The organism is Atlantibacter hermannii, assembly GCF_009907385.1.
GTDB lineage: Bacteria > Pseudomonadota > Gammaproteobacteria > Enterobacterales > Enterobacteriaceae > Atlantibacter > Atlantibacter hermannii_A.
The window spans coordinates 120,296-142,736 of sequence record NZ_JAAATR010000024.1; the positions used below are offsets into that span (position 1 = coordinate 120,296).

At 56.2% G+C, this 22,441-nt stretch carries 16 protein-coding genes; 8 read left to right on the forward strand and 8 right to left on the reverse strand.

Translation table 11 applies throughout. From position 1 onward, the window contains the following. Window positions 1–2 precede the first annotated feature (2 nt). Window positions 3–2,435, forward strand: coding sequence for a bifunctional aspartate kinase/homoserine dehydrogenase II (locus GV764_RS07440; protein ID WP_161659589.1), 2,433 nt, complete (start codon window positions 3–5; stop codon window positions 2,433–2,435). A gap of 224 nt (window positions 2,436–2,659) precedes the next feature. Then, window positions 2,660–3,550: a methylenetetrahydrofolate reductase gene (metF, locus tag GV764_RS07445; protein WP_161659590.1), complete on the forward strand. Its 891-nt coding sequence runs from the start codon at window positions 2,660–2,662 to the stop codon at window positions 3,548–3,550. Between the two features lie 48 nt (window positions 3,551–3,598). On the opposite strand, the gene gldA is transcribed toward metF, so the two are convergent. The 3 genes from gldA to ptsP are packed head-to-tail and all read right to left on the reverse strand — an operon-like array spanning window position 3,599 to window position 7,894. After that, complete coding sequence (gldA, locus tag GV764_RS07450; protein WP_161659591.1) at window positions 3,599–4,702, reverse strand: bifunctional L-1,2-propanediol dehydrogenase/glycerol dehydrogenase; 1,104 nt, start codon at window positions 4,700–4,702, stop codon at window positions 3,599–3,601. A 13-nt stretch (window positions 4,703–4,715) separates the two neighbouring features. Further along, window positions 4,716–5,378, reverse strand: coding sequence for a fructose-6-phosphate aldolase (fsa, locus tag GV764_RS07455; RefSeq protein WP_161659592.1), 663 nt, complete (start codon window positions 5,376–5,378; stop codon window positions 4,716–4,718). Window positions 5,379–5,392: 14 nt separating this feature from the next. Beyond that, window positions 5,393–7,894 (reverse strand): phosphoenolpyruvate--protein phosphotransferase, encoded by a 2,502-nt coding sequence (ptsP, locus tag GV764_RS07460; protein WP_161659593.1) that lies wholly within the window; start codon window positions 7,892–7,894, stop codon window positions 5,393–5,395. A 310-nt stretch (window positions 7,895–8,204) separates the two neighbouring features. On the opposite strand from ptsP, the gene GV764_RS07465 reads away from it, so the two are divergent. From GV764_RS07465 to GV764_RS07485, 5 genes are read left to right on the forward strand one after another with little or no spacing between them, the layout of a single operon-like run. Continuing rightward, the gene (locus GV764_RS07465) at window positions 8,205–9,284 is read left to right on the forward strand and encodes a PTS fructose transporter subunit EIIC (RefSeq protein WP_161659594.1); all 1,080 of its coding nucleotides are present in this window, start codon (window positions 8,205–8,207) and stop codon (window positions 9,282–9,284) included. A gap of 21 nt (window positions 9,285–9,305) precedes the next feature. Further along, window positions 9,306–9,626, forward strand: coding sequence for a PTS fructose-like transporter subunit IIB (locus GV764_RS07470; RefSeq protein ID WP_161659595.1), 321 nt, complete (start codon window positions 9,306–9,308; stop codon window positions 9,624–9,626). A 56-nt stretch (window positions 9,627–9,682) separates the two neighbouring features. Further along, the gene (locus GV764_RS07475) at window positions 9,683–11,980 is read left to right on the forward strand and encodes a formate C-acetyltransferase (protein ID WP_161659596.1); all 2,298 of its coding nucleotides are present in this window, start codon (window positions 9,683–9,685) and stop codon (window positions 11,978–11,980) included. Then, the gene (locus GV764_RS07480) at window positions 11,946–12,821 is read left to right on the forward strand and encodes a [formate-C-acetyltransferase]-activating enzyme (RefSeq protein ID WP_161659597.1); all 876 of its coding nucleotides are present in this window, start codon (window positions 11,946–11,948) and stop codon (window positions 12,819–12,821) included. The genes GV764_RS07475 and GV764_RS07480 overlap by 35 nt, the downstream gene beginning before the upstream one ends. Beyond that, window positions 12,822–13,178, forward strand: coding sequence for a PTS fructose-like transporter subunit IIB (locus tag GV764_RS07485; protein ID WP_161659598.1), 357 nt, complete (start codon window positions 12,822–12,824; stop codon window positions 13,176–13,178). On the opposite strand, the gene GV764_RS07490 is transcribed toward GV764_RS07485, so the two are convergent. The 5 genes from GV764_RS07490 to argE all read right to left on the reverse strand — a co-directional run bounded on the left by GV764_RS07490 (window position 13,165) and on the right by argE (window position 21,249). Next, window positions 13,165–14,025, reverse strand: a complete 861-nt coding sequence (locus GV764_RS07490) for a helix-turn-helix transcriptional regulator (protein WP_161659599.1) — start codon at window positions 14,023–14,025, stop codon at window positions 13,165–13,167. The two genes, GV764_RS07485 and GV764_RS07490, sit on opposite strands and share 14 nt — an antisense overlap. 128 nt (window positions 14,026–14,153) lie before the next feature. Beyond that, complete coding sequence (locus GV764_RS07495; RefSeq protein ID WP_236651847.1) at window positions 14,154–15,749, reverse strand: hypothetical protein; 1,596 nt, start codon at window positions 15,747–15,749, stop codon at window positions 14,154–14,156. A gap of 33 nt (window positions 15,750–15,782) precedes the next feature. Then, window positions 15,783–17,006: an RtcB family protein gene (locus GV764_RS07500; protein ID WP_161659600.1), complete on the reverse strand. Its 1,224-nt coding sequence runs from the start codon at window positions 17,004–17,006 to the stop codon at window positions 15,783–15,785. A gap of 103 nt (window positions 17,007–17,109) precedes the next feature. Next, complete coding sequence (gene ppc / locus GV764_RS07505) at window positions 17,110–19,761, reverse strand: phosphoenolpyruvate carboxylase (RefSeq protein ID WP_161659601.1); 2,652 nt, start codon at window positions 19,759–19,761, stop codon at window positions 17,110–17,112. Between the two features lie 336 nt (window positions 19,762–20,097). Further along, a complete protein-coding gene (argE, locus tag GV764_RS07510; protein ID WP_161659602.1) occupies window positions 20,098–21,249 on the reverse strand; it encodes an acetylornithine deacetylase in 1,152 nt (383 codons plus the stop codon). A gap of 185 nt (window positions 21,250–21,434) precedes the next feature. Here argE and argC point away from each other — a divergent pair, with 185 nt between their 5' ends. Further along, window positions 21,435–22,439 carry an N-acetyl-gamma-glutamyl-phosphate reductase gene (gene argC, locus GV764_RS07515; protein ID WP_161659603.1) on the forward strand — a complete coding sequence of 335 codons (1,005 nt, stop codon included), beginning with the start codon at window positions 21,435–21,437 and terminating at the stop codon, window positions 22,437–22,439. Window positions 22,440–22,441: the final 2 nt, after the last annotated feature.

The window sequence follows — 22,441 nt, forward strand, 5'->3', positions numbered from 1 at the left end:
GCATGAGTGTTTCAGCGCCTGCAGGGGCGAAAGGTCGTCAGCTGCATAAATTTGGTGGTAGTAGCCTTGCGGATGTGAAGTGTTACCAGCGCGTGGCCGGCATTATGGCCGAATATTCGCAGCCGGACGACATGATGGTGGTTTCCGCCGCAGGCAGCACGACTAACCAGTTGATCAGCTGGTTGAAACTGAGCCAGACGGATCGCCTGTCCGCCCATCAGGTTCAGCAGGCGCTGCGCCGTTACCAGACCGAATTAATCAGCGGACTGCTGCCCGCCGATAAAGCGGACGATCTGATTAGCGGTTTTATCCACGATCTGGAACGCCTGGCCGCGCTGCTCGATGGTGTCATTACCGATGCGGTGTATGCCGAAGTGGTCGGTCATGGCGAAATTTGGTCGGCGCGTTTGATGTCCGCCGTGCTGAATCTCCAGGGCATCGACGCCACCTGGCTGGACGCGCGCGAATTTTTACGCGCCGAGCGCAGCGCGCAGCCGCAGGTGGATGAAGGTCTCTCTTACCCTCTGCTGCAACAGCTTCTGGTCCAGCATCCCGGTAAACGCGTGGTGGTGACGGGCTTTATCTGCCGCAATAACGCCGGTGAAACCGTACTGCTGGGGCGTAACGGCTCCGACTATTCTGCGACCCAAATCGGCGCGCTGGGCGGTGTTTCCCGCGTCACCATCTGGAGCGACGTGGCGGGCGTTTACAGCGCCGACCCGCGTAAAGTGAAAGACGCCTGCCTGCTGCCGTTACTGCGGCTGGATGAAGCCAGCGAACTGGCGCGTCTGGCGGCGCCGGTGCTGCATGCCCGTACCCTTCAGCCGGTTTCCGGCAGCGATATCGATTTACAGCTGCGGTGCAGCTATAACCCGGAGCAGGGCTCCACGCGTATTGAACGCGTGCTGGCGTCCGGCACCGGTGCGCGCATTGTCACCAGCCATGACGACGTCTGTCTGATTGAACTGCTGGTTGCGCCGGATCAGGATTTCAAACTGGCGCATCAGGACACGCTGAACGTCCTGAAGCGTGCGCAGATCCGCCCGCTGTCGATTGGCGTCCATCCCGACCGCCGTTTACTGCAACTGTGTTACACCTCGGAAGTGGTGGGCAGCGCATTCAGCACCCTGGAAGCCGCCGCGCTGCCGGGCGAACTGCGCCTGCGTGAAGGGCTAGCGCTGGTGGCGATGGTGGGCGCGGGCGTGTGTCGCAATCCGCTGCACAGCCACCGCTTCTGGCAGCAACTGAAAGATCAGCCGGTGGAGTTTATCTGGCAATCGGAAGAGGGCATCAGCCTGGTGGCCGTACTGCGCGTCGGCCCCACCGAAAGCCTGATTCAGGGCCTGCACCAGACGCTGTTCCGCGCGGAAAAACGTATTGGCCTGATGCTGTTTGGCAAAGGCAATATTGGTTCCCGTTGGCTCGAGTTGTTCGCCCGCGAGCAGGAAACGCTTTCTGCCCGCACCGGTTTTGAATTTGTGCTGGCCGGCGTGGTGGATAGCCGCCGCAGCCTGCTGAATTACCAGGGGCTGGATGCCAGCCGCGCGTTAGCCTTCTTTAATGATGAAGCCCAGGATCACGATGAAGAGTCGCTGTTCCTGTGGATGCGTAACCATCCGTATGACGATCTGGTGGTGCTGGACGTGACGGCAAGCGAAGAGCTGGCGGATCAGTATCTGGATTTCGCCAGCCACGGCTTTCACGTGATCAGCGCCAACAAGCTGGCGGGTGCCAGCAACAGCAACAAATATCGCCAAATCCGCGATGCGTTCGCCAAAACGGGCCGTCACTGGCTGTACAACGCCACCGTCGGCGCAGGGCTGCCGGTCAACCATACCGTGCGCGATCTGCGCGACAGCGGCGATTCGATTCTGGCCATCAGCGGCATTTTCTCCGGGACGCTCTCCTGGCTGTTCCTGCAATTCGACGGCACCGTGCCGTTTACCGACCTGGTGGATCAGGCCTGGCAACAGGGCTTAACCGAGCCGGACCCGCGCGTCGATCTGTCCGGGAAAGACGTGATGCGCAAGCTGGTGATCCTGGCGCGCGAAGCCGGGTATGACATCGAACCTGACCAGGTGCGCGTCGAGTCGCTGGTGCCGCAGGGTTGCGAAGACGGGTCGGTGGATCACTTCTTCGAAAACGGCGATGCGCTGAACGACCAGATGGTGCAACGCCTGGAAGCCGCCCGGGAAATGGGGCTGGTGCTGCGCTATGTGGCGCGTTTCGACGCCAACGGCAAAGCGCGTGTCGGCGTGGAGGCGGTGCGTCCTGAGCATCCGCTGGCGTCGTTGCTGCCGTGCGATAACGTGTTTGCCATCGAAAGCCGCTGGTATCGCGATAATCCGCTGGTGATCCGTGGCCCGGGTGCCGGACGCGATGTCACCGCCGGGGCCATTCAGTCCGACCTCAACCGCCTGGCCCAGCTGCTGTAATCTGATATGCGCCTTTTGCCCCCGCTGGCAAAAGGCGTTTTTCCTTTCTGTGACCCCCCATCCTGAATTTTTTTCACGTTCACTGAATATTCCTCATTCATTCTGGTGATTTTTCAGTTGACGCGATGGCGCTTTTCCGTCATTTTTACATCTGGACATCTAAACGTATAGAAGTCAAAAAAACATAACAGCCAATAATGACAAGCGAGTGATGAGGTAAGGGTATGAGCTTTTTTCACGCCAACCAGCGGGAAGCACTGAATCAGAGTCTGGCCGAAGTCGCCGGGCGCATTAACGTTTCCTTTGAGTTTTTCCCGCCGCGTACCAGTGAAATGGAACAGACCCTGTGGAATTCCATCGATCGTTTGAGCAGCCTGAAGCCGAAATTCGTTTCCGTCACCTATGGCGCGAACTCCGGCGAGCGCGACCGCACCCACAGCATTATCAAAGGCATTAAAGATCGCACCGGTCTGGAAGCGGCACCGCACCTGACCTGTATCGACGCCACCCGCGATGAGCTGCGCACCATTGCCCGGGATTACTGGGAAAACGGCATTCGCCACATCGTGGCCCTGCGCGGCGATTTACCGCCGGGCAGCGGTAAACCGGACATGTATGCCGCCGATCTGGTGGGCCTGCTGAAAGAAGTGGCGGATTTTGATATTTCCGTGGCGGCGTACCCGGAAGTCCATCCGGAGGCGAAAAGCGCCCAGGCGGATTTACTGAACCTGAAGCGCAAAATCGACGCGGGTGCCAATCGCGCCATCACCCAGTTCTTCTTTGATGTGGAAAGCTACCTGCGCTTCCGCGACCGCTGCGCGGCGACCGGGATTGATGTGGAAATCATTCCGGGCATTCTGCCGGTGTCTAACTTCAGGCAGGCGAAAAAATTCGCGGATATGACCAACGTGCGTATCCCGGCGTGGATGGCCCAGATGTTCTCTGGCCTTGATGACGACGCGGAAACCCGCAAGCTGGTGGGCGCGAATATTGCCATGGATATGGTGAAAATCCTCAGCCGCGAAGGGGTGAAAGACTTCCACTTCTATACGCTGAACCGCGCGGAAATGAGCTATGCCATCTGCCATACGCTGGGCGTTCGTCCGGCGGTATAAAAACCTCAAAGCACGCCCGGCGCTTTACGCTGCCGGGCGTTTATTAGTTTACTGCCAGTTTTTCAAAAAGCCCTGACCGTACTGGTCGGCGACGAGCAGCGCAGCATACACCTGATCGACCGTCGCGCCGCCCGGCATATTGTGGATGGTTTCCCCTGCGGCGCAAGCAGCCTCGGCCACAATACGCATTTTGGCGGGAATATCGCTTTCGATATCCAGCTCTGCCAGGGTGATCGGCAATCCCACCGCATAACACAGCGAGGCGACGGTTTCGATCTCCTCCAGCGGCGCGTTTTCCAGCACCAGTTGCACCAGCGTACCAAACGCGACTTTTTCACCATGGTAAAAATGATGCGCATCCGGAATAGCTGTTAATCCATTGTGGATCGCGTGCGCTGCCGCCAGGCCGCCGCTTTCGAAACCGACGCCGCTCAGATAGGTATTGGCTTCCACCACGCGCTCCAGCGCCGGGGTGACCACATGCTGTTCCGCCGCCAGCATCGCTTTTTCGCCCTGTTCCCGCAGCGTGTTGTAGCACAGTTCCGCCAGGGCCAGCGCGGCCTGAGTACACTGGCCGCCAGCCATGGTGGTTGCGCCGCTGCGTGAACAGGCGCGCGCTTCGAACCAGGTCGCCAGCGCGTCGCCAATCCCGGCCGCCAGCAGACGCGCCGGTGCGCCCGCCACGATTTTAGTATCGACGATCACCATGTTTGGGTTATGTGGCAACAGCAGATAGCGGTCAAATTCACCGTCATCGGTATAGATAACTGACAGGGCGCTACAGGGCGCATCGGTGGAGGCGATGGTTGGCGCAATCGCCACCGGCACCGCCATGTAATGGGCCAGCGCTTTGGCCGTGTCCAGCGTTTTACCGCCGCCAATCCCGACCACCGCATCGCAGCGCGCGTTTTCCGCCACGGCGCGCAGGCGGTCGATTTCATTTTGAGAGCATTCACCGCCAAACGGCGCGATTTCGAACGCCAGCCCGGCAGCGCTAAGGCTGTGTTGCAGGCTTTCCTGGGCAAAGCCTAAAACGAATTTATCGCCGACCACCAGCCAGCGTTCGGCCATAGGTTTAAGGTAGTCGCCGAGGCGGCTCAGGACATCGGCGCCCTGGATGTATTTACCCGGTGACTGAATGATGTGATCCATACATCTTCTCCTGTTAAAGGTTTACATTACCGAATGCGTTTTTCCAGTCCGACTCAAACTTCTCAATGGCCGATTGTACCGCAGGCGTACCGAGCATTTGTTGAGCGACATCCAGTGGAAGCGTGATAGCTTCACAACCAGCAAGCAGGCAGTCCAGCGCCTGACGGGGCGTTTTAAAACTCGCCGCCAGCACTTTGCAGTGCGGCGCATGCAGTTCCAGAAGCGTCTGCAGTTCCCGCACCGTTTGGATGCCGTCTCCACCCTGGGCATCAACCCGGTTAACATACGGCGCCACATAATCCGCGCCTGCCAGCGCCGCCAACAGCCCTTGCGAAGCGCTATACACGGCGGTGCCCAGTGTGGCGATGTCCATCGTTTTCAGTACCTTAATTGCAGCCAGACCTTCTGCTGTCACCGGCACTTTTACCACCAACCCAGGGAACGCGTGGTTCAGACGCCTGGCTTCCTCCACCATGCCTTGTGCATCGCGGCTCATGACCTGGGCGAACAGTTTTCCCTGTTCGCCGAGCGCGTCCTGCAAACGTGGCAGCACGTCAAACAGCGGCGTTTTTCCTGCAGCAATAATGCTGGGATTGGTTGTGACGCCAGCCAGGGGAAAAATGCGCGCCAGGCGGATAACTTCCTGAACGTTGGCGGTATCTAAATAGAGTTCCATGACGATTCCTTAGACTAAAGTTCCAGTTCTTGTTGAAGCAGCGTTGCGATGGCGTCGGCGGAAGTTGCGTTGACCAGCGCGTTTCTGAAATCTTCATGCATGATGCGGCGGGCGAGGCGAGAAAAAATCCGCATATGCTGATCGCCGGCGGCATGTTTGTTGAGGGTGAGCATAATAATGAACTGTGCTTCTTCATCGCCCCACAGCACCGGAGCCGGGAGCCGCGCAACGCTAATAGTCGACTGCTCGATATGCTCGGATTTGCTGTGCGGGATAGCGAAACTAAAACCGAGCCCGGTAGAAAACACCGCTTCACGCGCCCACAGATCGGCTTCCAGTTTTCGCGGATAACGGCAACGCCCGGCCAGCAGCAGCTTATCGGTCATGCCTTTCATCACTTCTTCTTTGCTGCGCCAGTCGTTATCCAGGGAGATGCATGCCGGAGTAATAATCGGCGTATCGTGCGCCGCCATCCGGAACTGAGCCAGCAGATGTTCAACTTCAAGTGAGGTGCGGCAGGCCATCGCCTGGTTGAGTAACTGACGGCAGGCGCGGCTATCCAGCTGTGCTAATCGCGCTTTCGTCGCGGGAATGGCCGGTGCGCTCATGCTGATTTCATCCAGCCCAAGACCAACCAGCAGAGGCAGGACCGAACCTTTCGCACCCAGTTCGCCGCACAACCCTATCCACTTACCCTGGCGATGCACCGCCTGCACGGCATAATCCAGCGCTCGCAAAAACGCAGGATTCAGACTGTTGTAGTGACGGGTGACTTTGGCATTATCGCGATCGACCGCCAGCAGATATTGCGTAAGGTCGTTACTGCCGATGCTGAAGAAATCGATCTCTTCGCAGCACTGGTCGATGATAAACATCACCGAGGGGACTTCGAGCATAATGCCGAGCGGAATTTTTTCATCAAACGGCGTCTGCTCGTTGCGCAACTGCTGCTTCGCTTCCGATAATTTTTCTTTAACCCACAGGATCTCTTCCATAGAAGAGATCATCGGGATCATGATCTTTAATTTTCCATGCGCCGAAGCGCGGAGAATTGCCCGCAACTGCGTGGAGAATAGCGCCGAATACTCCTCATAAATTCTTACTGCACGGTAGCCGAGGAACGGATTGTTTTCGGCGGGGATATTCAGGTATTCCACCGGCTTGTCGCCGCCGATATCCATTGTGCGTACGATGATGCTGCGCCCTTTCGCCGGTTCCAGCGCCTGGCAGAAAATATTGTAGAGTTCGTCTTCCGACGGGGCGCTGGCGCGGTCCATATACAGCATTTCGGTGCGGAACAGCCCGACCGCCTGCGCACCGTTGTGGAACGCACCCGGTGCTTCCACGGCATGGGCGATATTGGCGGCCACTTCCATTCTGATGCCGTCGGCGGTGCTGGCGTCGCGGGTCAGCCACACCTGCTGCTGTTCGCGTAATTCCGCCTGGACTTGCGCTTCCTGCTGGTAATAGCGATCTACCGCTTCGCTGGCGTTCACCACCACGATTTCCGCGTTGCCGTCGATATAGACCGGCTGATTGTACCAGGGCGCGAGCGCCAGAATATCCACGCCCACCAGAGTCGGAATATTAAAAGAACGCGCCAGGATAACGGTGTGAGAGGTGGTCCCGCCTTTTTCCAGTAGCAGTCCTTTAAGCAGCGATTTATCCAGTTCCAGGAACTGGCTGGGGGTAAGTTCGTCCGCGAGGCACACCGAGGGATGTTTTAACTGGCCTGGCGCAGGGAAGCGTTGCTCACCATAGATGTGCTGGAGCAACTGAAAACAGATATCGCGTACGTCCAGCGCACGTTCTTGCAGGTAGCTGCTTTCGGCATGGCTGAACTCGGTGCAAAAGTGATTAGCGCTGTCGATAATGGCTTGCGCGCAACTCTGCCCGCGGGTGACGCCTGCCAGTAAATGTTGGCGCAGCGAGATATCACGGGCCAGTGAACGGTGCGCTTCAAGGATGGCGCTGGTGGTACCGTCGCTATCAAGCAGGCGCAGCTCAATGTTTTTTATCAACCGCGTTAAGCCGTTATCCAGCGCCTGCTGCTCCTCTTCCACACCACGCGGGGCGGGGAGGTTGCTCATTTTATTGAGATCCAGCGAGATCAGCGGCGTCAGGATGCCGCTGGCGCTGCCAGCGCATACGGATTTTGCAGGAAAAAAGGTGGGATTCAGCCGCGTCAGTGATTCGGGAAGCGGTTCAGCGACGGTCACCGTAGGCTGCTCAAGGGGTTCGTCGCATAACGGGAAGGCTTCCCGAAACCATTTTTCCAGCTGAAGATGGGCGTCTTTTTCATCCGTTCCTGCGATGATTAACTGGCAGATGTCGCCTTTTATCGTCCCGGTGCCAATCACTGCCAGTGCGCTTTTCGCGTCTCCCTTCCTGCCCGTTCTGTTATTGATCCATTCAATTTGTGAGGCAAATGCATTGCATTGTTTCTCGATCTGGCTTGCAGGACGGGCATGCACGCCATGGGGTAAATCACAGACAAATTCAATTACCAGAGCCATAAGCCTCTCCTGATTCATTCACACTTTGCGCAACAGGATAAAGGCGCTTAATGACGAGCCGCCATGCGACAAAACTGCCAAAAACTGGATTTATGTAATATATGTGGAAAAGTGAGAGTTCACTCACAGGGCAATTCATTCCTGAGATTTATGTATGGCTAAGGACTTTTGAGTCCGATCGCATTTTTTATTCTGGCGTACAAAAATCCAGTAAATGGCTTTTTTGTCCACTGTCTGCACGACCAGCGATTGTCTATTGTTTGGCGCATTATCTTCGTGGATGAACATGGCGTAAGCGCAGGAGTTACCAATGAAAGAACTGGTGCATATTCTTAAGAACACCCGCCAGCATTTAATGACAGGGGTGTCGCATATGATCCCCTTCGTGGTCGCGGGCGGTATTTTGCTGGCGGTTTCCGTCATGTTATACGGCAAGGGCGCGGTGCCGGACCCGTTAACCGATCCGAACCTGAAAAAGCTGTTTGATATTGGCGTCGCTGGCCTGACGTTAATGGTGCCTTTCCTGGCCGCATATATTGGTTATTCCATTGCCGATCGCTCCGCGCTTGCGCCCTGTGCTATCGGGGCATGGGTTGGTAACGGCTTCGGTGCGGGTTTCTTCGGCGCCCTCATCGCCGGGATTATCGGTGGCATCGTGATCTTCTACCTGAAAAAAATCCCCGTACCGAAAGTCTTGCGCTCGGTAATGCCTATTTTCGTCATCCCTATCATCGGCACTTTTATTACGGCGGGTTTGATGATGTGGGGGCTGGGCGAACCGGTTGGCGCAATCACGGCGGGTCTGACCCAATGGCTACAAGGCATGCAACAGGGCAGCGTGGTGATGCTGGCGGTTATTATGGGACTGATGCTGGCTTTCGATATGGGTGGGCCGGTTAATAAAGTCGCTTATGCATTTATGCTGATTTGCGTTGCGCAAGGGGTGTACGGCGTGGTGGCTATCGCTGCCGTCGGGATTTGTGTGCCGCCGCTCGGCCTGGGGTTAGCCACATTGATTAACCGTAAAAATTTCAGCGATGAAGAGCGTGAGGCTGGCAAAGCTGCCATGGTGATGGGTTGCGTCGGGGTGACGGAGGGCGCTATCCCATTCGCCGCCGCCGATCCGCTGCGCGTCATCCCTTCGATCATGCTGGGTTCCGTCTGCGGTACGGTAACTGCGGCATTACTGGGCGCAAAATGCTACGCCGGATGGGGTGGGCTGATCGTTCTGCCGGTGGTGGATGGAAAAATGGGATATATCGCCGCCGTGATCGTCGGCGCAGTGGTGACGGCGGTCGCGGTCAATCTGCTGAAAAGCCTGGCGCGTAAAAACAAACCACAGGCGGCTGAGCAACAAGACGATCTCGACTTAGATTTTGAAATCAACTGATTAATAAAAAGGAATTTGACCATGACAACAATTGTCGCCGTTACCGCTTGCCCTTCCGGCGTGGCACATACCTATATGGCCGCCGAGGCGCTGGAAAGCGCAGCAAAAGCGAAGGGCTGGAAGGTGAAAGTGGAAACCCAGGGCTCTATCGGTCTGGAAAATGAGCTGAGCGCTGAAGACATTGCGCAGGCGGATATTGTGGTGCTGACCAAAGATATCGGCATCAAATTTGAGGAGCGCTTCGCAGGTAAGACCATTGTCAGAGTAAATATTAGCGACGCCGTGAAACGAGCGGCAGCCATTATGAGCAAGATTGAGACCCACCTGGCGCAAGCCGTCTAATGACCTAACCCGCTCTTCGGAGCGGGTGCTTTCATCGCCTACTGACCGGAGTCCCCATGACGAATCGCATTCAACGCCTGAAAGCCGCACTGTTCCAACACCCCCGTGAAATCTCCCTTGAACGCGCCTTACTGTTAACCGAAAGCTATAAACAGACCGAAGGGGAGCCGGTCATGCTGCGGCGGGCCAAAGCGACGGCGTACATCCTTGATAATGTGAAAATCGCGATTCGTGATGATGAACTGATTGCCGGAAACCGTACCGTGAAACCGCGGGCGGGCATCATGTCGCCGGAGATGGACCCGTACTGGCTGCTGAAAGAACTGGATCAGTTCCCGACGCGCCCCCAGGATCGCTTTGAAATCAGCGAGGAAGATAAACGCTGCTATCGCGATGAGCTTTACCCGTACTGGGAAAAACGTTCGATGAAGGACTTTATCAACGGCCAGATGACGCAAGAGGTAAAGGAGGCGGTAGGCACGCAAATATTCAGCATTAACCAGACCGATAAAGGGCAGGGGCATATCATCATTGATTACCCACGACTCCTGAAAAATGGCCTGGGTACGCTACTGGATGAGCTGACTGCTTATTGTGAGCGCGAGCCGGAAAACCCTTTCTACCAGGCCGCACGGCTGCTGCTGGCGGCTTCTCAGCGCCATATACTGCGTTATGCGCAACTGGCTGAACAGATGGCGGCGCAGTGCCCGGACGCTGTGCGTCGTGAGGAGTTGTTGGCGATTGCGGCTAACTCACGCCATAACATGGATAAGCGCCCCCAGACGTTTTGGCAAGCCTGCCAGCTCTTCTGGTATATGAATATTATTCTTCAGTATGAATCCAACGCCAGTTCGCTGTCCCTGGGGCGTTTCGACCAGTACATGCTGCCTTTCTGGCAGGCGTCGTTAACGCAGGGCGAGGATCCCGTCTGGCTGCGTGAGCTGCTGGAATCGCTGTGGATTAAATGCAACGACGTGGTGTTATTACGTTCTACCAGCAGCGCCCGCTATTTTGCCGGTTTCCCTACGGGATACACAGCGTTGCTGGGCGGCCTGACAGAAACCGGTCGCAGCGCCGTTAACGCCCTGTCGTTTATGTGCCTGGATGCGTATCAAAGCGTACAACTGCCTCAACCAAATCTGGGGGTGCGCATTAATGAGCTGATTGACCGGCCATTCTTGCTCAAAACCGCCGAGACCATCCGTCTGGGCACCGGTATCCCGCAAATTTTTAATGATGAAGTCGTGGTTCCGGCGTTCCTCAATCGCGGCGTGTCGCTGGAGGATGCGCGCGACTATTCCGTTGTCGGTTGCGTCGAGCTGTCTATTCCCGGTAAAACCTACGGTTTGCACGACATCGCCATGTTTAACCTGCTGAAAGTCATGGAAATCACGCTCCATGAAAATGAAGGCAATGCGGCGCTCACCTATGCGGATTTGCTCACTCAAATCCGCGAAAAAGTGAGTTATTACATTCGCTTAATGGTTGAGGGCAGCAATATTTGCGATATCGGCCATCGAGACTGGGCACCCGTACCTCTGCTCTCTTCGTTTATTAGCGACTGCCTGAAGAGTGGGAAAGACATAACGGAAGGGGGGGCACGCTATAACTTTTCGGGTGTGCAGGGGATCGGTATCGCCAACCTCAGCGACTCGCTTTATGCCCTTAAAGGCATCGTTTTCGACCAACAGCGGATGAGCTTTGATGAACTGCTGGCGGTGCTGAAAGCCAATTTCGCGACGCCGGAAGGTGAAAAAGTGCGTGCACGCTTAATTCACCGCTTCGAAAAATACGGCAATGATATTGATGAAGTGGATAACATCAGCGCCGAACTGCTGCGTCATTACTGTAAAGAAGTGGAGAAATACGCCAATCCGCGCGGCGGGCAGTTTACGCCGGGTTCGTATACTGTATCTGCCCATGTGCCGTTGGGCTCGGTAGTGGGGGCGACGCCAGATGGCCGTTTTGCTGGCGAGCAGCTTGCCGATGGGGGGCTCTCTCCCATGTTGGGCCAGGACGGGCAGGGCCCGACGGCAGTGCTGAAATCCGTAAGCAAGTTAGATAACTATCTGTTATCCAACGGAACGCTGCTGAACGTGAAGTTCACCCCGGCGACGTTAGACGGCCAGGGCGGGCTGAATAAGCTGGCGGATTTTCTGCGCGCGTTCACGCAACTAAAACTCCAGCATATTCAGTTCAACGTAGTAAATGCAGAAACGCTGCGCGAAGCGCAACGTCACCCTCAGGATTACGCCGGTTTGGTCGTGCGGGTTGCCGGTTACAGCGCCTTCTTTGTTGAGCTTTCAAAGGAGATCCAGGATGACATTATCCGTCGGACCGCGCATCAACTGTGACGTTATTGAAACGTGCGCCGACACGGCGCGCATTTTCAATATCCAGCGCTACTCTTTAAATGACGGGCAGGGTATCCGCACCCTTATCTTTTTTAAAGGTTGCCCCCATACCTGCCCGTGGTGTGCCAACCCGGAGTCTTTGTCGCCAAAAATTGAGACGGTAAGACGTAACAGTAAATGCCTGCATTGTTCGCCTTGTTTGCAGGATGTTGATGAATGCCCTTCGGGCGCTTTTGAGCATATTGGCCGGGATATTTCTCTCGCCGCGCTTGAACGGGAAGTGATGAAAGATGACGTATTCTTTCGCTCTTCGGGCGGTGGCGTCACCTTATCGGGCGGGGAAGTGCTGATGCAGGCGCCGTTTGCCACCCGGTTTTTAGCACGATTACGGGAACTGGGTGTTCATACCGCTATTGAAACCGCCGGCGATGCCCCCTCCTCACGTTTATTGCCTCTGGCCCGGCAGTGCGACGAGGTGCTGTTTGATTTAAAAATTATGGATGAGGCGCAGTCTCACCGGGTGTTGAATATTAATCTGCCACGGGTACTGGAAAATCTACGCTTGCTGGTTGAGCAGGGGATCAATGTGACGCCACGGTTGCCGCTCATTCCCGGTTATACGCTACACGAGGCTAATATTGCGAAGATCCTCGGAATACTGAAATCTCTGTCATTCAATAAATTGCATCTATTACCCTTTCACCAATTTGGTGAGCCCAAGTATGGTTTGTTAGGGCGAACCTGGGCGATGAAAGCGATTCCTGTCCCTACGGATAGCGAAGTCGCCGGCATCAGGAAGATGGCTGAACAGGCGGGCTTTACGGTGACGATGGGAGGATAAATGGCGGATGCGGTAAAGCGAAATCTGGTGGCCGTTACAGCCTGCATTAGCGGCGTCGCGCACACCTATATGGCGGCTGAGCGTCTGGAAAAGCTGTGCCAGCAGGAAAAGTGGTCTGTAAAAATTGAAACCCAGGGAGCTTTGGGCATTGAAAACCCCCTGACTGAGGCGGACATTAGCAACGCGGATGCCGTGCTGCTGCTTACCGATATTGATATTGCCGGGTCTGAGCGGTTTATTGAATGCCGTTACGTGCATTCTGGCATCAGCGCTTTTCTGCGCGACCCGCAGAAGGCGATGGCAGCGGTACGTAAAGTTCTGGGATCGCCGCAGCACACCCATATTATTCTGCGTTAAGCTGTTTTTCCGTGAGTTGGCTATGGTACTGACGGCGATACTCCGACGGTGAACGCTCGGTATTTTTACGAAACAGGCGGCAGAAATAGTTGCTGTCGACAAAGCCGCAGGCATGGGCGACTTCCTTTACTTTCAGTTCATATCCTTTCAGCAACGCTTTTGCGTGCTCCAGTCGGGTGTAGTTCAGATATTCATTAAATCCCAGCGAGCCTGATTTCTGAAACAAATGCGACAGGTAATTTGGCGAAATATAAAAAACCTGTGCTACCGATTCTCGTGTCAGGGCCGCGGCATAGTTTTCATCAATATAGCCGCGTACGGCTTCGAACAGCGCCTGACTGCGAGAGGCGGTCTGGATCTGGCTGCCCAGCAGGTCATTACAATGACTCAACAGGCTGGAAACGATCAGCCGGGCGGTTTGTTGTTCATGAGGCTGCATTTTCATTTCATTCAGCGTTTGCAGCAGAAATGAGCCGATGCGTGGGCCTCGCCGCGCAACGTGCTGTTTATTGAGGTTTTGCAGTTTTTCACCATCCCAGCGCAGGACGCTAAAGCCGAGCTGCTGTTTACCAAACAGGATGCTCAGGGTCGTGGCAGGCTCCTGCCAGTGCGGATAATTCCAGCTGCCTGACGGCACAAACAGTGCATCGCTTTCACTCATCAGACAGGTGCCGTTCGGGCTGCCACGTTCAATGACGCTACCCGCCAGCACGATTTCCAGCCGCGGAAAATCGACCTTAAACGCCAGATCGGGCATCGGGCCTGTTGGGTTCGCGAACCAGATATTACCCAGCGTTGTCGGGCCATTAATCAGTCGCGAAAGAAGGTGGCTTACGTCATAGTGCATCGTGTTTTCTGCGTCTCACAGGAAGAGTGCGAAGGCATGGCAACCTTACCTGTCTGAATGAAAAAAGGCCATATCTTGCGTCAGGCCTTTAAGAAAGTAGAACATATAATGGCCTTTCGGCAGCGAGGTCATTCAATAATGTGGGGGCAGGCTCTTTGTACTAAGGCTTCCATCCGTTCACGGACGACGTCATCCGGCTCCTGCGCCAGACAGCTATCCAGAAACGCGCGATGAGGCTGCAGCTGTTCCGGCTGCCATTCCTGTAGCGCATTGATGGCCATATTGCGGTTGCGGATCACCGGGCTCTGTATGCCTGCTTTGAGAACTTCCCAGCCGATTCCCGGAAAACGCCTGAGATCCTGCAACACAAAATCAAACGCATTGTGCGCCTGCCATTCCATGCCGATGCCGTTGCTTAACGCCGGGCCGCTGGCGATAGCCGTGAGATCGAATTGCTGCTGCGCCAGCGCCACCACCTTCACGATATTCTCAACGTCATCGGTTTGCATAAGCTGATACCAGTGGCTGGCCTGGCTGTCGCTCATTTGTTTGTGATAAATGGCAGGCCACGGGTCCTGATTACGCAGGCGACTGGCGCGTATCGCCAGGTTGAAGCGGTACGCATCATCGCCCGCCAACGCCTGTTTGATCGCCGTATCCCATTGTGGCTGCGTCATAACCTGGTCTGCTAATGTCATCAGCTGATGGCGTAAGTCGTCATCGCAAAACTCGCTGTCTTCAGCCTGCTCCCGGATATCATGAGCCGCCAGATAGTGCAGCGGATCGGCAGCGGGTTGCGCCAGCAGATGCGTTAAATAATGGAAAAAGGCTTCTGGCGCGTCGCTGTAATAATCAATCCCTTTTCCCGGCTCCCCGGCCATGATGGCCTGAAATATTTCCGCTGCGCCGCTCAGTAGTGCGTCATCCTGTTCATGCTTAAGCGCCTCCAGCAATTGCCCGTAGAAAGCGCAATCCCAGGCGGTGTATTCATACATCACGCTGTTGGAATAGCCGCTGCGCAGCAACCAGTGGCGCACCACTGGTCCGGGCTGTTCCGGTATGCGTTCAATAAGATGAATGCGTCCCCAGCCGTCAACCCGCTGGGCCATCTCAAACCAGACGCGCTCATACTCTTCCGGGGCAAGGAAGGAGCGCAGCGCCACAATAGCGTAAAGCGTAAATTCGTCGTGGCGGCCCAGTACCGTCAGGATCTGCTGGCTTTGCGGTGACGGGAAAAATGCCAGCAATGCCATCGCCGTTTTCACTACATTGGCGTCCGGGCTATTCATCGCCAGCCATACCACCAGTTCGTTAAGCGCGCCCGCATCCACTTTTTTCCGGGCAGGCAGTGCCGTTAATAGCTCGTCAATGTAGCTCAGGGGCGAACCGGCGTTGAGCAGTCTGTACAGCTCTGCGGTATCTGCGGGATGACGATGTTGCAACGTTTTTTCCAGCGCGATCGCGATGGCGCCAGACGGATCGTCATCCGATCCCAGCCCGAAATGGTGGATCGCCACGCCATCCAGCGCGCCGGGCGCCCAGCGAATTTCCTGGCTCTCGCCCAGCGGTGGGTCGATGAGCGGATTTTGCTCAGCGCTGAGCGGCGCCAGCGTCTCCATTGTCGGCAACAGAAGCGCATAAATCGCGGGCTGTTGCGCATCCCATACCACCGGAAAAGAGGGCGAGGAGCCTTTACCGAACAGTTTTGCCAACCATGTTTTCATTGTTATGTCCTTATTGTTTGTTTATCAGGCATTTTATCCTTTCACGCACACTACCTGACGCAGCGTGTGCACGATTTCCACCAGCGATGACTGCGCCGCCATCACGGCGTCGATGTCTTTATACGCCATAGGGATTTCGTCAATCACGTCGCTGTCTTTGCGGCATTCCACATGCGCAGTGGCGCGGATTTGATCGTCAACCGTAAAGCGCTTTTTAGCGGCGCTGCGGCTCATGGTACGGCCTGCGCCGTGGCTGCACGAGCAGAAGCTATCTTCATTGCCGAGGCCGCGCACGATAAAGCTTTTCGCGCCCATCGAGCCGGGGATGATCCCCATTTGCCCTTTCTGCGCCGATACCGCGCCTTTGCGGGTGACCAGCACCGACTCGCCAAAATGCGTCTCTTTCTGAACGTAGTTATGGTGGCAGTTAACGGCTTCCTGCCGGGTCGCAAAGGGTTTGGTGATGATTTTAGACAGCGCCGCCAGTACGCGATTCATCATCACTTCCCGGTTGTGATGGGCGTAATCCTGGGCCCAACTGACGGCTTCCATATAGTCGTTGAAATGCTTGCTGCCTTCTTCGAAATAGGCCAGATCGCGGTCGGGCAGATTGCTGATATGGCGCTGCATATCTTTTTGCGCCAGCGCGATAAACAGCGACCCGATGGCGTTGCCGACGCCGCGAGAACCGCTGTGCAGCATCACCCAGACCCGCTGCTGCTCATCCAGACAGACTTCAATAAAGTGGTTACCGGTGCCAAGCGTGCCCAGATGCTGATGGTTATTGGTCTTTAGCAGTTGAGGATACTTATCGGTAAGCTTTTTAAAACGCGGCGCAAGATGCGCCCAGTGGGCATCCACATCCTGAGGCGTAGAGTTCCATGCGCCTTTATCGCGCTGGGCGCGGCCAACGGTGCGGCCATGGGGAACGGCCTGTTCGATGGCGCTGCGTAACCCCGCCAGGTTATCAGGCAAGTCGCTCGCCGTGAGTGAAGTCCGTACGGCAATCATGCCGCAGCCGATATCCACGCCCACTGCCGCCGGGATAATCGCTCCGCGCGTCGGGATCACGCTACCGATAGTGGAACCTTTACCGAGATGCACGTCAGGCATGACGGCGAGATGCTTAAAGATAAACGGCATACTGGCGGTTTTGAGCAGTTGTTGTTTGGCTTCGCCTTCAACCGGCACGCCTTTGGTCCACATTTTGATCGGCGTTGTGGAAGGCGCGGTCAGCAATTCGTACTGTTGAGTCATGCTTATCTCCTCCCGGTATTGCTACGGTAAAAGATAAGTATGGGGTGTGGCGTCGCCAGCGGCGAGAAATAAACGCCCCGGACGGTGCCGGGGCGGAGGAGCATTAGCCGGTGTTACGCATACCGGCTGCAACGCCAGCGATGGTGACCATCAGCGCCTGTTCAACGCGCGGGTCCGGATCTTTGCCTGCTTCTTCCGTCAGGCGGGAGCGGTGCAGCAGCTCGGCCTGCAGAACGTTGAGCGGGTCGGTGTAGATATTGCGCAACTGGATCGACTCGGCAATCCACGGCAGATCCGCCATCAGATGGGAGTCGTTGGCGATATCCAGCACCACTTTGATGTCCGCTTCCAGCAACTCGCGCAGCTCTTTACCGAGCGGCCACAGTTCTTTTTTCACCAGGCGCTGATCGTAGTATTCCGCCAGCCACAGGTCGGCTTTGGAGAATACCATTTCCAGCATGCCGAGACGGGTCGAGAAGAACGGCCAGTCGCGGCACATGGCTTCCAGCTGGCCCTGCTTGCCGTCTTCCACCACTTTTTGCAGCGCTGCGCCTGCACCCAGCCAGGCGGGCAACATCAGACGGTTTTGCGTCCAGGCGAAGATCCACGGAATGGCGCGCAGGGATTCCACGCCGCCGTTCGGGCGACGTTTCGCCGGGCGCGAACCCAGCGGCAGCTTGCCCAGCTCCAGTTCCGGCGTTGCGGAGCGGAAATAGGGCACGAAGTCGGCGTTTTCACGCACGTAGCCGCGATACATGTTGCAGGAAATGGTCGACAGCTCGTCCATGATGTGACGCCATTCGGCTTTTGGCTCCGGCGGCGGCAGCAGGTTAGCTTCGAGGATCGCGCCGGTATAAAGCGACAGACTGCTGATGGTGATTTCCGGCAGGCCGTATTTAAAGCGGATCATTTCGCCCTGCTCGGTCACGCGCAGGCCGCCTTTCAGGCTGCCCGGCGGTTGAGAGAGCAGCGCCGCATGGGCAGGCGCGCCGCCGCGACCGATAGAACCGCCGCGACCGTGGAACAGCGTCAGGGCGATGCCCGCTTTTTCACAGGTTTTGATTAACGCGTCCTGGGCCTGGTATTGCGCCCATGAGGCCGCCATCACGCCCGCGTCTTTTGCCGAGTCGGAATAACCAATCATCACCATCTGTTTGCCCTGGATAAAGCCGCGATACCAGTCGATATTCAGCAACTGAGTCATCACGTCGTTAGCGTTATTCAGGTCGTCGAGGGTTTCGAACAGCGGGGCAACCGGCAGCGCAAAGCCAATGCCCGCCTCTTTCAGCAGCAGATGTACCGCCAGCACGTCGGACGGGGTTTTCGCCATCGAAATCACGTAGGCGGCGATAGAGCCCTGCGGCGCTTCGGCGATAACCCGGCAGGTGTCCAGCACTTCACGGGTTTCTTCGCTCGGCTCCCACTGGCGTGGCAGCAGCGGACGTTTGGAATTCAGTTCGCGGATCAGGAATGCCTGTTTGTCGGCTTCTGACCAGCTTTCGTAATCGCCAATGCCGAGGTAGCGGGTCAGTTCGCCCAGCGCTTCAGTATGGCGGGTGCTTTCCTGGCGGATATCGATGCGCACCAGCGGCACGCCGAAACACTTCACGCGGCGCAGGGTATCAAGCAGTTCGCCGTTGGCGATAATGCCCATGCCGCAGGCCTGTAGCGACTGATAGCAGGCATACAGCGGTTCCCACAGCTGCTCGTTTTGGGTCAGCAAGCCTTGCGGTTTCGGCAGTTTCTGGCCTTTCAGCCGCGCTTCCAGCCAGGCCTGAGTGGCGGTGAGCTGGCTGCGAATGCCTTTCAACAGATAGCGATACGGCTCAGACGCGCCCGCTTCGCCGACGCGCTCGCGCAGCTCGTCGGTACATTCCACCATCGACAGTTCGGAAATCAGGACGTGAATATCTTTCAGGAACAGGTCGGTAGCTTTCCAGCGGCTCAGTAGCAGCACGTGACGGGTAATATCGGCGGTGACGTTCGGGTTGCCGTCGCGGTCGCCGCCCATCCAGGAGGTAAAGCGCACCGGTACGAAATCCACCGGCAGTTTGTAATCCAGATGTTCCTGTAACTGTTCGTTCAGTTCACGCAGATAGCTGGGAATACCTTCCCACAGGCTGTTTTCCACCACTGCAAAACCCCATTTCGCTTCGTCGATGGGGGAAGGGCGGTTTTTACGAATTTCATCGGTGTGCCAGGACTGGGCAATAAGCTGGCGCAGACGGCGGGTGATCTGGTTGCGTTCGTAATCAGCGATGTCTTTATGGTCGAGCTGACGCAGGCAGTTATTCACTTCGCCCATTTTATGGATCAGCGTGCGACGGGTAATTTCAGTGGGGTGTGCAGTCAGCACCAGCTCCAGGGAAAGCGACTCAACGGCCTGTTTAATCGCCGCTTCGCTCAGATTCGGCTGATCTTTGAGTTTACGCAGCGTGCGGGCAATCACTTCCGGATTGCTGGCGGCTTCCCCTTTGGGAGAGATGCTGTGGTATTGCTCGGCGGTATTGGCCAGGTTCAGAAACTGGCTAAAGGCGCGGGCCACCGGAAGTAACTCATCGTTAGACAGATTTTGCAGCGTGGTCAGCAGTTCTTGCCGATTTGCTTCATTGCCAGCACGTGAGGACTTCGACAATTTGCGGATTGTTTCTACGCGGTCAAGAATGTTCTCTCCGAGTGCATCCTTGATGGTATCCCCGAGCAGCTTGCCGAGCATACTGACATTACTACGCAAAGCGGAATATTGTTCGTTCATAAAACCCAGACACCCCATCTCTTGTGTATATGTCCTCAATATTTCGAACCACAGCCGCGTGGGCTGCACTCGTCCACCCAGGTCACTTACTAATGAAAGCGCCCAGGGATGTGTTCACTTGCCGCCTTGCTGTGATTCGAAATCTTTCGGACTTGAACTACGTCTTTTCTTTTATAAAGCCACGTAAACCACCGTTCGTCAATTGCGGCGAAATCGCTTCAGCAAACGAATAAATCGCGACAATTTACGAAATTTAATTCGTTTCGCGCCAGATAAGCGTTACTTATGGAAATGTGACAAAAGTCACCCTCCGGCGTGACAGGAGGGTGATGCAGATCAGTGCCAGCAGAAGTGATGAACAACCTGGGTAATCAGTTCACGGGTCGGTTTAATAAACCGGGTTTCCAGATATTCGTCCGGTTGGTGCGCCTGGTTAATGGAACCGGGGCCAAGTACCAGTGTCGGGCAGAGTGTCTGGATAAACGGCGCTTCAGTGCAGTAGTTCACCACATCCGTTTTTGCGCCGAGCAAATCTTCTACCACTTTCACCAGCTGATGGTCCGGCGGGCATTCGTAGCCAGGGATCGGCGGGTGCAGCTCCGCCACGTTCAGGCGGCCAGGCCAGCGGCTGCTGACCGGCTCCAGGGCTTCTTCCAGTAATCCATTAAGATCGTTAAGGGTCATCCCCGGCAGCGGGCGAATATCCAGATGCAGCTCGCAGCAGGCGCAAATTCGGTTGGCCGCATCGCCGCCGTGGATGTGGCCGAGGTTGAGCGTCGGATACGGCACGGTAAAGGCTTCATAGTGATAGCGCTCTTTCAGGTTGTCGCGCAGTTCCAGAATACGGCCAATGGCGTCATGCATTAGTTCAATGGCGTTCACGCCGCGCGCCGGATCGCTGGAGTGGCCCGACTGTCCCAGCACCCGAATTGCGCTGGAAATATGCCCTTTATGCGCGCGGATAGGCTGCAAAGAGGTCGGTTCGCCGATAATCGCGCAATCGGGGCGTAACTGGGTGGTTTCGGCAAAATAGCGCGCCCCCGCCATGCTGGTCTCTTCATCCGCCGTCGCCAGAATATAGAGCGGCTTTTTCAGTTGCGTCACGTCCACATCGCGCAGCGCATCAAGAATAAAAGCGAAAAAGCCTTTCATGTCGGCAGTGCCCAAACCGTACAGCTTGTTGTCGTGCTCGGTCAGGGTGAAGGGATCGCGTGTCCAGCGCCCGTCGTCAAACGGCACCGTGTCGGTGTGGCCTGCCAGCAGTAATCCGCCCGCCCCCTGGCCGATACTCGCCAACATATTGAATTTGTTGCGTGTTCCCGGGACTGGCTGAACTTCAACGTTAAAACCCAGATCGCCAAACCAGGACGCCAGTAAATTGATTAAAGACGCATTACTCTGATCTAACGCGGCTTCGGTCGCACTGATGGACGGAGTCGCGATTAATGCGCGGTAAATCTCGATAAACGGCGGTAATTTCATTTTCACTGTTGACATACCTTAGGTCGTGATAGTATCAATATTCATGCAAATTTAGTGAATAAAAATACATTAACGGTGAGCAAAAAGGAACCGCATCGCGCAGCCTCCTGAAAACGCTCGCTAACGTGGCAGAAGCAGACGCTTTTGCCGCAGGTAACTTCTCGTGACGATAAAGAAGGTGAACAGCCCCGATGTTGAATACGCTGATTGTTGGCGCCAGTGGTTATACCGGCGCAGAGCTCGCGACCTATGTCAATCGCCATCCACATATGAACATAACCGCATTGACGGTCTCAGCGCAAAGCAATGATGCAGGAAAATTACTCTCCGATTTGCATCCTCAACTGAAAGGCATTGTTGATCTGCCGCTGATGCCGATGTCCGACATCAGCGAGTTCACCCGGGGCGTTGACGTGGTGTTTCTGGCGACGGCGCACGAAGTGAGTCACGACCTGGCGCCGCAGTTCCTCGACGCAGGCTGCGTGGTGTTCGATTTATCCGGCGCGTACCGGGTGAACGATGCGGCGTTTTACGAAAAATTCTACGGGTTCGCCCATCAGCATCCGCAACTGCTGGAGCAGGCGGTGTATGGTCTGGCGGAGTGGAGCCGCGACGCGCTGAAAGAAGCCAGACTGGTTGCCGTACCGGGTTGCTACCCGACGGCGGCGCAACTGTCGCTTAAGCCGCTGATCGACAACGATCTGCTGGATTTAGCCCAGTGGCCGGTGATCAACGCCACCAGCGGCGTGAGCGGCGCAGGGCGCAAGGCGGCGATGTCCAATAGCTTCTGCGAAGTGAGCCTGCAACCCTACGGCGTATTTACCCATCGCCATCAACCGGAAATCGCGACCCACCTGGGCGCGCAGGTGATTTTTACCCCGCATCTGGGCAACTTTCCGCGCGGGATTTTAGAAACCATCACCTGCCGCCTGAAACCGGGCGTGACGGCTGAACAGGTGGCGCAGACGTTCAGCGACGCCTACGGCGATAAACCGCTGGTGCGTCTGTATCAGAAGGGCGTTCCGGCGCTGAAAAATGTGGTGGGCTTGCCGTTCTGCGATATCGGTTTTGCTGTCCAGGGCGAGCATCTGATTGTGGTGGCCACGGAAGATAACCTGCTGAAAGGCGCTGCGGCGCAGGCAGTACAGTGTGCCAATATTCGTTTCGGCTTCGCTGAAACTCAGTCACTTATTTAACG

Coding starts and splice junctions, on each gene's coding strand:
- fsa (WP_161659592.1), bottom strand. CDS start 5,378: ATGGAACTCTATTTAGATACCGCCAACGTTCAGGAAGTTATCCGCCTG.
- GV764_RS07485 (WP_161659598.1), top strand. CDS start 12,822: ATGGCGGATGCGGTAAAGCGAAATCTGGTGGCCGTTACAGCCTGCATT.
- ppc (WP_161659601.1), bottom strand. CDS start 19,761: ATGAACGAACAATATTCCGCTTTGCGTAGTAATGTCAGTATGCTCGGC.
- argC (WP_161659603.1), top strand. CDS start 21,435: ATGTTGAATACGCTGATTGTTGGCGCCAGTGGTTATACCGGCGCAGAG.
- gldA (WP_161659591.1), bottom strand. CDS start 4,702: ATGGATCACATCATTCAGTCACCGGGTAAATACATCCAGGGCGCCGAT.
- GV764_RS07480 (WP_161659597.1), top strand. CDS start 11,946: ATGACATTATCCGTCGGACCGCGCATCAACTGTGACGTTATTGAAACG.
- GV764_RS07475 (WP_161659596.1), top strand. CDS start 9,683: ATGACGAATCGCATTCAACGCCTGAAAGCCGCACTGTTCCAACACCCC.
- GV764_RS07470 (WP_161659595.1), top strand. CDS start 9,306: ATGACAACAATTGTCGCCGTTACCGCTTGCCCTTCCGGCGTGGCACAT.
- GV764_RS07440 (WP_161659589.1), top strand. CDS start 3: ATGAGTGTTTCAGCGCCTGCAGGGGCGAAAGGTCGTCAGCTGCATAAA.
- GV764_RS07465 (WP_161659594.1), top strand. CDS start 8,205: ATGAAAGAACTGGTGCATATTCTTAAGAACACCCGCCAGCATTTAATG.
- GV764_RS07490 (WP_161659599.1), bottom strand. CDS start 14,025: ATGCACTATGACGTAAGCCACCTTCTTTCGCGACTGATTAATGGCCCG.
- GV764_RS07495 (WP_236651847.1), bottom strand. CDS start 15,749: ATGAAAACATGGTTGGCAAAACTGTTCGGTAAAGGCTCCTCGCCCTCT.
- metF (WP_161659590.1), top strand. CDS start 2,660: ATGAGCTTTTTTCACGCCAACCAGCGGGAAGCACTGAATCAGAGTCTG.
- ptsP (WP_161659593.1), bottom strand. CDS start 7,894: ATGGCTCTGGTAATTGAATTTGTCTGTGATTTACCCCATGGCGTGCAT.
- GV764_RS07500 (WP_161659600.1), bottom strand. CDS start 17,006: ATGACTCAACAGTACGAATTGCTGACCGCGCCTTCCACAACGCCGATC.